Origin of the sequence: Streptomyces sp. NPDC127129, from assembly GCF_042671585.1 — a bacterium.
In the GTDB taxonomy this organism is placed as follows: Bacteria; Actinomycetota; Actinomycetes; order Streptomycetales; family Streptomycetaceae; genus Streptomyces.
The window spans coordinates 119,978-134,311 of sequence record NZ_JBHXTV010000002.1 but is presented as its reverse complement, the minus strand read 5'-3'; the positions used below and the strand labels follow the sequence as shown (position 1 = coordinate 134,311).

Annotated in this window: 11 protein-coding genes; 8 read left to right on the top strand and 3 right to left on the bottom strand. The window is 70.6% G+C overall.

All coding sequences use genetic code 11. The features are described 5' to 3' along the window. Positions 1–45 precede the first annotated feature (45 nt). From lysA to ACFVGW_RS03960, 6 genes are all read left to right on the top strand, one after another. Entirely contained in the window at positions 46–1,377 is a 1,332-nt protein-coding gene (gene lysA / locus ACFVGW_RS03985; protein WP_385850661.1) for a diaminopimelate decarboxylase, read from the top strand. A 392-nt stretch (positions 1,378–1,769) separates the two neighbouring features. Continuing rightward, positions 1,770–3,254 (top strand): sensor histidine kinase, encoded by a 1,485-nt coding sequence (locus tag ACFVGW_RS03980; protein ID WP_385850660.1) that lies wholly within the window; start codon positions 1,770–1,772, stop codon positions 3,252–3,254. A gap of 1 nt (position 3,255) precedes the next feature. Next, the gene (locus ACFVGW_RS03975) at positions 3,256–3,663 is read left to right on the top strand and encodes a roadblock/LC7 domain-containing protein (RefSeq protein ID WP_352192601.1); all 408 of its coding nucleotides are present in this window, start codon (positions 3,256–3,258) and stop codon (positions 3,661–3,663) included. Next, a complete protein-coding gene (locus ACFVGW_RS03970) occupies positions 3,660–4,016 on the top strand; it encodes a DUF742 domain-containing protein (protein ID WP_385850659.1) in 357 nt (118 codons plus the stop codon). Before ACFVGW_RS03975 ends, ACFVGW_RS03970 begins: the two co-directional genes overlap by 4 nt. Further along, the gene (locus tag ACFVGW_RS03965; RefSeq protein WP_385850658.1) at positions 3,997–4,620 is read left to right on the top strand and encodes an ATP/GTP-binding protein; all 624 of its coding nucleotides are present in this window, start codon (positions 3,997–3,999) and stop codon (positions 4,618–4,620) included. Before ACFVGW_RS03970 ends, ACFVGW_RS03965 begins: the two co-directional genes overlap by 20 nt. Beyond that, a complete protein-coding gene (locus ACFVGW_RS03960; RefSeq protein ID WP_385850657.1) occupies positions 4,617–6,092 on the top strand; it encodes a cytochrome P450 in 1,476 nt (491 codons plus the stop codon). The genes ACFVGW_RS03965 and ACFVGW_RS03960 overlap by 4 nt, the downstream gene beginning before the upstream one ends. A gap of 105 nt (positions 6,093–6,197) precedes the next feature. Here the strand turns inward: ACFVGW_RS03960 and ACFVGW_RS03955 are convergent, their stop codons facing one another. Continuing rightward, positions 6,198–7,220, bottom strand: a complete 1,023-nt coding sequence (locus tag ACFVGW_RS03955; protein WP_385850656.1) for a hypothetical protein — start codon at positions 7,218–7,220, stop codon at positions 6,198–6,200. Positions 7,221–7,596: 376 nt separating this feature from the next. Between ACFVGW_RS03955 and ACFVGW_RS03950 the strand changes: the two genes are divergently transcribed. Then, positions 7,597–11,325, top strand: a complete 3,729-nt coding sequence (locus ACFVGW_RS03950) for a S8 family serine peptidase (protein ID WP_385850655.1) — start codon at positions 7,597–7,599, stop codon at positions 11,323–11,325. Positions 11,326–11,462: 137 nt separating this feature from the next. Beyond that, a complete protein-coding gene (locus tag ACFVGW_RS03945) occupies positions 11,463–12,455 on the top strand; it encodes a helix-turn-helix domain-containing protein (protein ID WP_385850654.1) in 993 nt (330 codons plus the stop codon). A 27-nt stretch (positions 12,456–12,482) separates the two neighbouring features. Here ACFVGW_RS03945 and ACFVGW_RS03940 read toward each other — a convergent pair whose 3' ends face one another. Beyond that, positions 12,483–12,629 carry a hypothetical protein gene (locus ACFVGW_RS03940; RefSeq protein ID WP_352192608.1) on the bottom strand — a complete coding sequence of 49 codons (147 nt, stop codon included), beginning with the start codon at positions 12,627–12,629 and terminating at the stop codon, positions 12,483–12,485. Positions 12,630–12,944: 315 nt separating this feature from the next. Continuing rightward, positions 12,945–14,249: a phytase gene (locus tag ACFVGW_RS03935; protein ID WP_385851004.1), complete on the bottom strand. Its 1,305-nt coding sequence runs from the start codon at positions 14,247–14,249 to the stop codon at positions 12,945–12,947. Between the last annotated feature and the right edge of the window lie 85 nt (positions 14,250–14,334).

Here is a 14,334-nt window from a genome sequence, read left to right as displayed (position 1 = left end):
ATAGCCACAGGAGAACACCCGCCGAACCGAACGGAAGCGCGTTCCATGCTGATCGACCGACCTGCGGCCACCCCTGCCCACCCCCTCGTCGAACTCTTCCCCGACGGCTCTCACCTGGACGAACACGACCAGCTCGTGGTCGGCGGGTGCAGCCTCACGGAACTCGCCGACCGGTTCGGCACACCGGCGCTCGTGGTGGACGAAGCGGCCCTGCGCGGCCGGGCCCGCGCCTACCGCGAGGCCCTGGACCGGTATTGGCCGAACAGCCAAGCCGTCTTCGCGTCCAAGTCCTTCCCCTGCACCGAGGTGGTCCGCACCCTGGTGGAGGAAGGCCTGGGCGTCGACATCGCGGGAGGAGGCGAACTCGTCACGGCGCTCGCCGCCGGAGCCGACCCCGCACACATCGTCATGCACGGAAACGCCAAGACCGACGGAGAGCTCGCCATGGCGGTCGCCGCCGGGGTGGGCACCGTCGTGATCGACAACCTCCACGACCTGGAACGCCTGGAGAACCTGGTCACAACAGGACGGCAGGCCGTGCTCCTGCGTGTCGTCCCCGAGGTCGACGCCGACACGCACGCCGCGATGATGACCGGACACCGGGGCTCCAAGTTCGGTCTGACGGGCAGCCAGGCGAGAGAGGCCGCCGACCGCGTCCGCCGTAGTCCCCGGCTGCGCCTGGACGGACTGCACGTGCACGTCGGATCCCAGCTCATGGACACCGACCCGTTCCGGCGCGCCGTCGAGGCCCTCGCCGCACTCCCCGGGCTCGGCAGCCACAGCGTGTACGACCTCGGCGGCGGCCTGGGCGTGCGCTACACCTATGGCGACCGGCCCCCGACCATCGACGAGTACGTCAGGACCCTCACCGACGCCGCGCGGGAACACCTGCCCCGCGACGCCCGGCTGATCGTGGAACCGGGCCGGTCACTGGTGGCACCGACGGCCCTGACCCTGTACCGCGTGGTCACGGTCAAGCCGGGCGAACGCCCGCTGGTCGCGGTGGACGGGGGCATGGCCGACAACCTCGAACCGATGTTGTACGGCCAGCGGTTCGAGGCCACCGTGGTGAACAGGGTCGGCGGGGGAGAGGGCTGCGACCTGGTCGGCCGGCACTGCGAGTCGGGCGACACCCTCATCCGCGACGTCCCCCTGCGATCCCCGCGCGCCGGCGATGTCGTCGCCGTCCCCGCGACAGGCGCCTACTGCTACTCGCTGGCCAACAACTACAACGGTGCGCGCAGACTCCCGGTCGTCTTCTGCCGTGACGGCCGGGCGCGGGAGGCGGTCCGCCGGGAGACGTACGCCGACCTGTTGCGCCGCGACACCGGCGCCGTACACCCGCGCGCCCTGCCCTTCCTCCAGCCCCGCACCTGACTGCGAAGGGCGGTGTCCGCCGGGCTCACGGCGAGCCGGCGACTGAATCTGATCAGTTCATTGCTTCTTAGGCTCGGTGATTGGCTGCTTTATGGGTGGAAGGTGACCGGTGGAGGCTGTCCTTTCGGCAATGTCACACGACGAACCCGAACTGACTATGCTCCCCGATGTGTTGCGCTGCGCTCACAGCGAGTCATGGACGCTGTCGTGCGTGCGGAATGTGGCCGCGCAGGGAAAGCGGCCATCGGCGCTTTGTCGAAGCGACCCGTAGGGGCCTCGTCGGAACACGCACACATGTCCGACGGTAGCCCGTTGTTCCTTTCAGCGCACCGCATTTGCCTCAGTCCGCTCATCTCAGACCGTATAGGGACCCCCTGATGGTTCGTGCAGGTGTGATTTCCAGACCCCGGTCAACCGAAAGAGTTGCCCGGGTATGGCTCCTCCCTCCCGGAGTTCTCGCCGCGGCCTCCGTCATAGCGTGGGTCGTCTCCCCTGCTCAGATACGGACACCGGTTGCCTGGTGCGGCCTTGTCGCGGTCGTCCTGACGGTCATCACCTCGGCCGGGACGTCGCACCGGCTGCTCGCGGCGGAGGCGGCCCGCCACGCGCGGGCGAGGGCCGAGGCGGACGAGGCCCACGCGGAGCGGGTGGCCGCGCTGATCGGGCGGCTGGCCGATCAGCGCGCCACCACCGTGTGGATGGCGGAGCAGCTCCTCCCCGCGGCCGTCGCCCGCCTGCAGAAGGGCGATCCGGCCTCGGAGGTCCTGCAGGCCGTCGACTTCGGCGAACACCTCGACGGCGAGTTCACCGAAGCGCTGAAAGGCGCTCTGCAGACGCTCCTGGAAGCCGTGGAGGCCGAGGAGTACACACGGGACGCCTCCCAGCGGGCCCTTGTGGCGGTCGCGCGCCGGGTTCAGGCGATCGTGCACCAGCTCGCCAAGGACCTCCACTCCATGCAGATCATCCACGGCACGGATGTCGTCGTCTCCCGCGGCCTGCAGGACATCGACCACCGCAACGCGCTGATCGGCCGCCTGGCGGCCAGCATCGCGGTCCTGGGCGACGCCAGGCCCGGGCGTCAGTGGTCCAAGGCGATCCCGCTCTACGACGTCCTGCGGGGCGCCATGTCACGCATCGTGGACTACCCCCGCGTCAAGCTGCAGGCGGTGGCCGAGGTGGCCGTGGTCGGCCCGGGAGCCGAGCCGCTGATCCACCTGCTCGCCGAACTGCTCGACAACGCCACGACGTTCTCGCCGCCGCACACCCCGGTGGAGGTGACCGCGAGCGAGGTGCCCTCCGGCATCGCGATCGAGATCGAGGACCGCGGGGTCGGACTCACGGAAGAGGTCCGGCAGCACGTCGAACGCGTCATGGCACAGGCGCAGTCGGGCATCAACCTGGCCGGCCTCGGCGAGGTGACGCAGCTCGGCCTGCCCGTCGTCAGCCGGCTGGCCCGCGAGCACGGCTGCGAGGTCCACCTGCGCACCTCCGCCTACGGAGGCGTCCGGGCCGTCGTCCTGGTTCCCCGGCGTCTGATCACCACCGTGCCCCAGCCCGTCGTGAAGGCCCCGGAGCCGGTGCGGAACCGTACGGGCGGCATGATCCTCCCCCGGCGGGCGCCGGCGCGCGAGACCGTCAGGGATTCCGGCGAGGCCAGGAAGACCGCCAACGGGCTTCCGCAGCGGCGACGGGAGTCCCCCGTCCCGAAGCCGGTCGTACTGGCGTCTCCCACGCCCCCCGTCGCTCCGGCCGCCCCAGGGGGCACCTCCGGCTCATCCCGTGAGCCGGGCCTGATGTGGGAGGCGTTCAACGGCGAGAAGCGATCGGCCGCCGAACCTTCCCCTCCACACAACGAGCCGTCAGATGAGGTCGAGTAACATGCAGCCACTGCCCAACATGGACTGGATGCTCAAGGAGCTCGTGGGCGGCGTCCCGTACGTGCGACACGTGGTGGTCCTGTCGTCGGACGGCCTGTGCATCGGGCAGGCGAACACGGCGCCCGACACCGCCGACGCCATCGCCGCAGCCTGCTCGGGCATCCAGAGCCTGGCGAAGGCCATCGCGCAGATGTTCCCGCACGGGGACAACTCGACCCGGATGGTCGGCATCGAGGCCGACGGCGGGTACTTCTCCCTGATGGCGGCCGGTCCCGGTGCCTATCTCGCGGTACTCGCCGACCACGAGGTGGACGCCGGACTGCTGGGCGACCGGATGCGGACACTGGTGGTCCGCATCGGCCAGCACATGACCAGCCCTCCTCGTGAGGACATCGGGCAGGCGATGTGACATCAGAGAACCAGGGGCCTTGGGATGAAGGCACTCCCGTTCCGCTCTATGTCATCACCGGTGGCCAGGTGTCCTCGGCCAAGAAGTTCAACCTGGTCACCCTCATCGCGGCGAGGTCCGAGCCCGAAGCCGCGATGCAGCCCGAGCAGGCGGCCATTCTCACCCTGTGCACGTACCCGCTCTCCGTGGCCGAGGTGTCGGCGTACCTCCGTCTTCCCTTCAGCGTCGTCACCGTGCTGCTGTCCCGGCTCGTCGACGAAGAGCGGGTCGAGGCCATCGCACCCGTGCCCGTGGCGGCATTCCCCGAACGAGGCCTGCTGGAGGCGGTGATCCATGGACTACGCAAGCTATGACACGACCGACGCCGGCCCGCGCGGCACCGACGTGCTGCTGCCTCACGGCGCCAGGGGAGTCAAGGTCGTGATCGTCGGCGGCTTCGGAGTCGGCAAGACGACCATGGTCGGGTCGGTGAGCGAGATCCCGCCGCTGACCACCGAAGAGACCATGACGCAGGCAGGCGTCGGAATCGACAACAACCCCGGCGCCGAGGGCAAGAAGACCACGACCGTCGCGATGGACTTCGGACGGATCAGCATCAACCAGGAGCTGATCCTCTACCTGTTCGGCACCCCCGGACAGGAGCGCTTCTGGTTCCTGTGGAACGGGATCTTCGAAGGCGCGCTCGGCGCCGTCGTCCTCGTCGACACCCGCCGGATCGAGGTCTGTTTCGAGGTCATCACCCGCCTCGAAGACCGCCGGGTCCCGTTCGTCGTGGCCGTCAACACCTTCCCGGAGGCTCCGCAGTACCCCCTGCCCGATCTGCGCACCGCCCTCGCCCTCGGCGAATCCGTCCCCATCGTCACCTGTGACGCACGGGACCGGGCGTCCTGCCGCGACGCCCTGCTCTCGCTGATGGTCTACCTGTTCACCCTCGCCGCCGACCAGGAGAACGCATGACCGTGCCACCTGCCGAAGAGGCCACCGAGAAGTCCGGGGCCACCCCGCCCCCCGGCTGCCCGGCCCACACCGCCTCGGGAAGAGACGGGGTGACCCGGCTCTACGGAGCCGCCGCCGAGACGGACCCCATGGGCCTGTACGAGGAGTTGCGGTCCGTTCACGGACCGGTGGCGCCCGTTCTGCTCGACGGCGACGTGCGCGCCTGGCTGGTCCTCGGCTACTCCGAGAACCGTGAAGTGGCCACCCGCCCCACTCAGTTCTCGCGTGACCCCCGCGTCTGGCACGGCTGGGAGAGCGGGGAGATCGATCCCGCCACGTCCCCGCTCGTGCCGATGATCGGCTGGCGCCCCGACTGCGTCTGCGCGGACGGCGAGGAACACCAGCGTCTGCGCGGAGCGGTGACGGCCGGCCTCAGCCAGTTCGACCACCGGGGCGTCCGCCGCCACATCATCCGCTTCGCCCACCAGCTGATCGACACGTTCTGCGAGAGCGGCGAGGTGGAACTGGTGGGCCAGTTCACCGAGCACCTGCCGATGCTCACCCTCACCCACCTGCTCGGCATGTCCGACGAGGCCGGCCCCAAGCTCGTACACGCGGCCCGTGACCTCTTCAAGGCGACCGAGACCTCGCTCGCCAGCAACGCCTACGTGCTGGAGTGCCTCGAACAGCTCGTCGTCGCCAAGCGTTCCCGCCCCGGGCACGACATCGCCTCGGCGCTGATGGCCCACCCCGCCGGCCTCACGGACGAGGAGGTCCAGCACCACCTACGCCTCATCCTGCTCGCCGGCTACGAGACGACCGCCAACCTCATGTCCAACGTCCTGCGCATGGTCGTCACCGACCCCCGGTTCCGCGGTTCGCTGGCCGGTGGTCAGATGACCCTGCCCGAGGCCGTCGAACAGGTCCTCTGGGACGAGCCGCCGCTGATGGTGTGCCCCGGCCGATGGGCCAACGGCGACACCGTCGTCGGCGGGCAGCAGATCAAGGCGGGAGACATGCTCCTGCTCGGGCTTGCCGCCGGAAACGTCGACAAGGCGATCCGCTCGGACCCCTCGGCCCCCGTGCACCACAATCGCGCGCACCTGTCCTTCAGCGCCGGCAACCACGAGTGCCCCGGCCAGGACATCGGCCGTATCATCGCCGACGCCGGAATCGACATCCTGCTCACCCGCCTCCCGGACATCGCCCTGGCCGTCCCGGAGGAGAGCCTCACCTGGCGCTCCTCCACCTGGGCCCGGCATCTGACGGCACTGCCCGTGACGTTCGCCGCCCGCCCGCCCCAGGCGCCCGACGTCCCGGCGCCGCTTCCGGCCCCGCCCACCCAGAGCAGTGGAAGGGAGCCGGGGCCACCGAGTGCGGTGACGGGCGTGACCGGCGTGCCCGGCGTGACCGGCTCCGTGCCGGAGCCGCGGAGCGAACCTCGTGCCTCGTGGTGGACGCGCGTGGGACGACGCCTTCTGCGCAGGCGGTAGGCCGGCCCGTACGGCTGGCCTACGGGCGCCGGGGGTGTCATGGCGAGGGGTGCCGACGCGTGTCGGTCGGTGCCCCTTGGCGCCGGTCCGCCGCCGGCACCCCCGTCATGTGTGGTCCGCGGAGGTGTAACGGGGGGCTCCGGTGTACCAGGCATGGAGGCCGGACAGAAAACTGCACGCTCCCTGGAGCCACGTCTCCAACTCGGCCCGCTCGGCGGGCTGCAGCCCGGACCGCCGGACGAGCTGAGGCAGAGCCTGCTGCCTGAGGTGCTCGAAGTCCCGCAGGCGGGCGTTCACCAGATTCAGGGCAGCGGGTACGGCGTCGTGGAGGCTGATGGCCAGGGACGTGCCGACGACGAGCACGAGGTTGTTGACGTCGTGTTCCTCATGGACCTCCCTTTCGAACGAGGCGACGTCGTTCGCCAGCCCCATGAAGTCCATGAAGGCGTCGAGCAGAGCGCGCACGGTCCGGTGGTGGCGAATCCGCTCGGGTATTCGTCCTCCGGTGGCCAACTCCACCGAATAGAGGGCGGTATGAGCGGCGAAGCTCTCCCGCCGGAACGGGGCGTAATCGATCAAATGGGGAATGCGGCCGCTGCGGCTGTTGGCCAGTTCCTCCACTCCCGCATCGATGTATTTCGCCAGTGCCCGGTTGAACTCGTGTCGCCAGTGCGCCAGCCTCGGCGGGAAAAGGCTCTGCTGCAGGTCGGCGATTCCCCTTTCCACGGCATTCGTCGGCTCCGGTATCCGTGACCCCGGCTCCGGTCGCAGGAAGCCGTGCAGCCGGGCGGTGAAAGCCTGCGCGCCGGCGAGATCGCCGGTCTGCTTGAAGGCGGCAGCGAAATAGTCGTCCCAGGCCAGAGCCCAGATGTTGAACCGGTGGTTGAGCCGGAGGTCGGCGAGCGACGCGTCGGGCAGGGTCCAGGCGGTCAGCTGGTCGACGGTCATGGCGTGGAACGCGGATCCGGTCCATATCGAGCCGCGGACCGACGGACCCTCACCGCCGCCCAGCATGCCCATCTCGCGTGCCCAGGACTCGCTCTCCTGGCGCAGGGCCGGCAGGCAGGGGTTCACCCGCAGCGGGTAGGGCATCCAGAGCTGGGGGAGTTCGACGGTACGCACGGTCATGGGACCGACCTCCTTCTCTCCTCGGCCCGCAACGGAGTGCGGACCACCACGCGAACTGCCCGCCTGCAGGAAGGCGGCCCACCCTGTGCGTCGTGCGTGCTCCCGCATGTGCTGCATGTGCTGCCGTCAATCGCCACTGTCGCGAGGACGGACGCTGCCCGTCCCGCGGCTCTCTAAACCTGCCCGCCTCGGACGACCGGCAATCCCCCGTCCGTTTCCGGCCGTTGAGCAGCGTTCGGGCCACGTGGCGAGGCGCGGGGCGCACCACGCCCACCCGGCCGGAATCGTGTGCCGTGGCTGACAAGTCTCTGCCATGGCGAGGACTTGCCCCCACGAGGCCTTCACGACGGCGTTCACCGGTCGATAGACCCATGGCATGTACTCCCTCTCTCATGCGTACGTCGTGCTGCGCAAGCGCCGGCGGCTGATCGCCGCGGCCACCGCGGTGCCTCTTCTGGCGTCAGGGCTTGCGGTCCTGCAAGCGCCCGCACAAGCCGCTCCGAGCAGGCCCGCCGTCTCGGCCAAGCCCTCGGCGACCCACAAGGTCACCCTGGTCACCGGCGACGTCGTCACGGTCACCACCGCGGCCGACGGGCGGCAGACGGCCGACGTCGACAGGCCGGACAGCGCCGTCGGCGGGGTGAAACTCCAGGAGGTCAAGGGCGACTTGTTCGTCGTCCCGGACGAGGCCGTGCCGCTGCTCGGCACGGACCGGCTGGACCGACGGCTGTTCAACGTCACCGATCTGATCGAGATGGGGTACGACGACGCGACGTCTGCGACGGTACCGCTGATCGCGACGTACACCGGGCAGGGGTCCCGGTCGGCCGCCGAGCCCACCGCCCCCCGGGGCAGCAGGCTGACCCGCACGCTCAAAGGCATCGGCGCAGCCGCCTTCAGCACCGAGAAGCGGCAGGCCCGCACCTTCTGGAGCAGCGTCGCGCCGCAGGGCGGTACGACACTGGGCGCGGGAGTCGAGAAGCTGTGGCTCGACGGCCGTGTGAAGGCCGACCTGAAGGAGAGCGTGCCGCTGATCGGCGCCCCCGAGGCCTGGGCGGCCGGCTACACCGGCAAGGGCGCCAAGGTCGCGGTGCTCGACACCGGCATCGACGTCGACCACCCCGACTTCGCGGGCCTGATCGACGGTACGGCGAGCTTCGTGCCGGGCGAGGCCGTCACCGACGTCAACGGACACGGCACGCACGTGGCGGGCACCATCGTCGGCTCGGGCGCCGCCTCCGCGGGGGACAACAAGGGTGTCGCCCCCGGAGCCGACCTGTTCGTCGGCAAGGTACTCGGAGGCAAGGAAGGCCACGGCCAGGACTCCTGGGTCATGGCCGGCATGCAGTGGGCCGCCGAATCCGGCGCGGACGTCGTCAACATGAGCCTCGGCGACTCGTACCCGACGGACGGCAGCGACCCCATGTCGCAGACCGTCGACGCCCTGTCCGCCCGGTACGGCACCCTGTTCGTCATAGCCGCAGGCAACGCCGGCCCGGAGACCATCTCGGCCCCGGGCGCGGCCGCCTCGGCACTCACCGTGGCAGCCACGGACAAGCAGGACCGGCTCGCGTCCTTCTCCAGCACCGGCCCGCTGGCCCACTCGGGCGGCATGAAGCCGGACATCGCGGCGCCCGGCGTCGACATCACGGCCGCCCGATCACAGGAGATGGCCGACGGCGGCGAAGGCCTCTACCGCACCATCAGCGGCACCTCGATGGCCACACCGCACGTGGCCGGCGCCGCGGCGATCCTCGCCCAGCGGCACCCCGACTGGACGGGCGCGCAGCTCAAGGAACACCTGATGAGCACCGCCAAGGGCCTGGACTCCGGATACTCGCCGTACGAAGTCGGGACGGGCCGTCTCGACGTGGCCGCCGCCGTGCGCACCACGGTCCGCGGCACCGGATCGCTCTTCTTCGGCAACTACACCTGGCCGCACGAGCCGGGCGACGTCGCCGTCACGAAGGACCTGACCTTCACCAACACCGGCTCCGCCGACGTCACGCTGAACCTCACGGCGCCCGACGGACCGTTCACGCTGGGAGCCAGGACGGTGAGGGTCCCGGCGGGCGGCACCGCCGCCGTCCCGGTGACCGGCGATCCGCGGACCGCCCCGGCCGGCCGCAGCACCGGCTATGTGACGGCCACCGACGCGGCCACCGGACAGCCGGTCACCCGCACCTCCCTGGCGCTGCTGAAGGAGGACGAGCGCTACGACCTGGACATCGAGCTGGTCGGCAGGGACGGCAAGCCCGCCGCCGGCTGGGTCACCGTCAACCTGGCAGGGGACGCCTGGCCGTGGTCGCTCTACGTCGAAGGCTCGACGACCATGCGCATGGCTCCCGGGCTCTACTCGGTCGCCGGATACCTCGACGTGGGCGGCGAGAAGGCCGACCGCTCAGGGCTGGCCGTGCTCGTCGACCCCGAGACCGTGCTGAAGGACGGATCCGCGAAGGTGGTGCTGGACGCGAGCAGGGCACACCTGCTCCGGACCGAAGCCCCGCAGCGCACCGAGGACCGTCAGCGCAAGGTCGACTTCAACATCCACTACCAGGGCTTCGACCCGTACATGGACTTCCGCAGCGCCTACGTCCTGCCGCCGACCTACGACGACGTCTACGTCGCGCCCACGGAACCGATGCGGCACGGCGAGTTCATCCTGATCACCCGCTGGCGCAAGGGCGAGCCGCAGCTGAGCCTCGGCACGCCGGGCGGACGGCTCGAGTTCGAGACGCGGGTACAGGCGGGCAGCGCCCTGGACACCGCCACCGACCGGCTGGACGCCGTCCACGCGGGCAACGGCTCACCGGCCGCCTTCGCGAAGGTCAAGGCCAAGGGCAAGGTCGTCGTCGTCGACCGCAGCGACGAGGTCTCGCCGCAGGAACGCACGGCGGCGGCGGTCGCGGCCGGAGCCAAGGCGCTGATCGTGGTCAACGACGGAGTCGGCGCCCTGATGGAGTACGTGGGCGAGTCGCCCATCCCGGTCGCCACCGTGCACCGCGACGCCGGCAAGGCCCTCGTCTCGATGACCAGGTCCGGCACCCTCAAGCTGACCGTCAGGCAGACCGAGTACACGCCGTTCGTCTACGACCTGACCCGGGACTACCCCGGCCAGGTGCCGGACCGGGCACTGGTCTACAAGCCGGCCAAGAGCGACCTCGCCCGGATCGACGCCCGCTACTACGCGGCGGCCGGCGGCAGGCAGTCCGAGGGCTACCGGGCCGACTTCACCCTCAGCCCGTCGTTCAACTTCCCCGAACCCGAGTGGCACCCGGGCACCCGCACCGAGTGGGTCACCCCCGGCCAGGTCTGGCGGGAATCCCACGCACAGGGGACCGACGGCACGCTGCCGTGGGTGATGGTCTCGGGCGACAACACGTATCCGAAGGGCAGCACCACGCGCCTGGACTGGTTCGCCCCGGCCACCCGGCCCGCTCAGAGCGAGTCCTTCGGCGTGTACAACTCCCGCCGGCAGAACCACATGACCTGGAACGTGCAGGCGTGGGCCTCCGCCAGCGACACCATGCGCCTCGGCGGCTTTCTCCCCTGGGGCGAGACACCGTCCCGCCTGCGGGTCTTCCAGGGCGACACCATGATCCACGACAACCCGGTCGGTGGAGACATGCAGTGGCAGGAGGTACCGGCGGGCAACCTGCCCTACCGCGCCGTCCTCGACGTGGAGCGGCCCGGTGACCTCTTCCGGCTGTCGACGCGCACCCACACCGAGTGGACCTTCATGTCCGACACCGTCGACTCGGACTCGTTCGAGCCGTTCTCCGTACTGAACCTGGACTACGCGCTGGAGTCGGACCTGCACGGCGACATCAGGAGCAACGCGACCCAGCGGATCGTGCTCACGCCGGTGTCGACGGACCTCGGCGACGTTCCCGGCACCGTCACCGGCGTGACGCTGGAGGTCTCGTACGACGACGGCGCCACCTGGCAGAAGGTGACCCTGGCCAAGGGCGCCGGCCGCTCCTGGACGGGTTCGTTCAGGACGGCCCGGAAGCCCGGCGGCTTCGTCTCGCTCCGCGCGAGCGCCGGGACGGACAGCGGCTTCGGCGTCAAGAACGAGATCATCCGGGCGTACGGCCTGCGATGAAACACATCGTGGGGCCCCGGGGAGGCGACTTCCCGGGGCCCTCCTCCGCGCACCCGCTCCCACCAGGGACTGTTCAGGGTCCGCCGTCGTGGCCCATACTCTCCCCGCTGCGGCAAGTGGAAGAGAGTCGGTCGCCGATGCTGGATGTTCTGGGCCTGGAACCCGATGACGAAGTCGTCTACCGGGCGCTGCTCGGACGGCCGGACTCCACGGCTACGCAGCTGGCCGACCCGGTGGACCTGTCGCAGGCCCACACGGACAAGGCCTTGTCGCGCCTGGTCGGGTGGGGCCTTGTGACCAGATCGGCGGACGAGCGGTACACCGCCGCGCCGCCGGCCATGGCGCTGGGCGCGCTCATCAGCCAGCGCCGGGACGGTCTGCGCACGGCCGAGCGGGCGCTGGTGACCCTCGCCGAGGAACACCGGGCGGCGATGACCGGAACCAGCATCAGCGATCTGATCGAGGTCATCACGGGCGCCGACGCCATCCGCCACCGCTTCCTCCAGGTGCAGCAGGCGGCCCGTACGCAGGTGCGAAGCTTCATCACCGCTCCGTTCGTCGCCCTGCCGCCCGACGAGAACACGGCCGAACCCGTGGCCATCGACCGCGGAGTGCACTTCCGGGCGGTACTGGACCGAGCCGTGCTGGCAGAGCCGGGCATCATCGACGATGCGATCGACTCACTGCGCAACGGCGTGGAACTGCGGGTCGCCGACCGGCTGCCGATGAAGCTCGTCCTGGCCGACGCCGACCTCGGACTCGTCCCGCTCGCCGTCACGCCGGCCGGCGAACCCGGCGCCGCGCTGCTGCACCGCAGCGGCCTGCTGGACGCCCTGGACGCGCTCTTCGAGACGGTGTGGAACAACGCCCACCCGCTCGACCTCTCGGACACCGGCGGAGAGACCGACCGCATCGTCGAGGCCGGCGAGACAGGCCCCACCGACCTCGACCGCAAGATACTCGCCCTGCTCCTGGCCGGCCTGACGGACCTGACGGCCGCGACCCGGCTCGGCCTCTCACCCCGCACGCTGCACCGTCGCCTGCGTCACCTCATGGACCTGGCCGGAGTCCGGACCCGGATGCAACTCGGCGCCCACGCCGTACGGAACGGCTGGACACAGCCCTTGTGACGGGCACCGCGCCCAGGCCTGCGCCGGTCACCGACGTCCGCGCAGACGACCGAGGAGCGTACGGGCCTGGGCGCGCTTGCGCGGGTCGGCGGCGGCGCGCCGGACCGAAGCGATGGCCCGCCGGCCCTGGGGGGTGCGGGTGAAGTGCTTGATGCGCGTGATGAATCCGGACATGGCGTCTCCTCGGGTCGGTTCGTACGCTCCGCCTACCCCACGATTCCGAGCCGACGCCCGTGCCGACGCCCGTGCCGCGTCGGACGGCTGCGCGGTCGACGACGGCCCAACCCCTGAGCAAGGCCACTCGGGTGTGCGCGGGGAAAGTGTGGGCAGGCGCGAGGAGAGCGAGTGGTCGTCGCCTGCGAGTACAGCCCCTTCCCGCAGACGACGCCCGCTCGCTCATTCGCCGGTTCCGTGGGAGGCCCGTACATCACACCGGCGAGGCCCCTCGGTCGGGGACGCGAAGCCGTGCGGGGCCTCCGGGCGGGCGGGTCAGTCGTCGAGGGTCTTCATCACCTTGCCGAGGTCGACGAACTTGAAGTTGGTCGACGGGCGATCGCCGTCACCAGGGGCGTCGTGTCCGTCCTGGACGACAAGCAGGCCGTTCGGGTACGCGGACCCGAGCGGGGCGTTCAGGACCGCGGCGCCGTCGCACTCCTCGGATCCATCGGGCGTACCGCTCGCGGCCGCGACCCGGAAGCCGCCCTCGTACTCGTTGGCGTCCTCCAGCTCCCGGTCGTAGGCGGCGAAGGTGTCGTCGCCCTGGCTGGAGGCCAGGAGGTAGCCGTCGCCGTCCGGCTCGGTGAGCAGCGTCAGGCCCTCGACGTCCGCGGAGATCTTCGTGCCGCCGAAGCCGGGGTCGGTGCCCGGCGTGCACTCCTCGCTCGCTTCGTCGTAGGTGCCGGGAACGCCGTACTCGCGGACCTTGTCGATCAGCTTCGGGGTGCCGGTGAGGTCGGCACGCAGGCGCCAGATGCCGACGTCCTCCTGGCCGGCATACAGCGTGCCGTTCTCGGGGTCGACGACCATGCCCTCGACCTGCGGCAGCTCACCGGGCTCGCCGCACGGGGACCACGAGGTGCCGTCGGGCAGCCGGAAAGAGGAGGGCAGGTCGATGCTGCGGATCTTCCGGTACGTGACCTTGCCGTTCGCGGTCGGCAGGAGTTCCAGGAGGGCGATACCGGTGCGCTCGCGGCGACTGACCAGGGCGTAGGACTTCTTGGTCGCCGGGTCCGTCCAGGTCGCCAGCCCGTAGGCGGTTCGCTGGTCGTTGACCTCGGCCTGGTCCCGGGAGAACACGGACGGTGCGGCCGGGTCGGTGACGTCGGTCAGCGGACCGCCGGTGCGGTCGCGGTCGATGCGGTAGAAACGCAGCCGGTCGTGACCGCGGTCGCTGGTGACGGCCAGATCGGCCCTTCCCGAGGAGAGCCTCAGGCCGTGGACGAGATCCACGTTGTTGAACCGGCCAGGGGCGTCGTCCTCACCGGCGGCGGGGGGCGCGGCGATCGACTGCACCAGCCGCGCGTCGAGGTCGTAGACGCGCAGACCGCCCTCCTTGGCGGTGGCGACGACGAGGCTGCGGCCGGGGGCCGCGGCGTTACGCCAGATGGCGGGGTCGTCCGCGTCGGCGTTGCCGCCTTCGTCGTCGTCGTGCAGCACCGGTGTCTCCGCGCGGGGGCTGACGGCCGGCAGTGAACCGGCGGAGACGTGGAGTCGACCCTCGCCTTGGACCGGCGCGGCCAGTGCCGCTGCGGTGAGGGAGATGGACACGGCCAGCACAGCCGATCCGACGATCATCGAGCGAGACACACAAGTCTCCTCTGCAGGGGGGTGGTTGACTGCCAGAGCGTGATGCCTCCGTGTGTCGTCGCAGCGGCCCCTG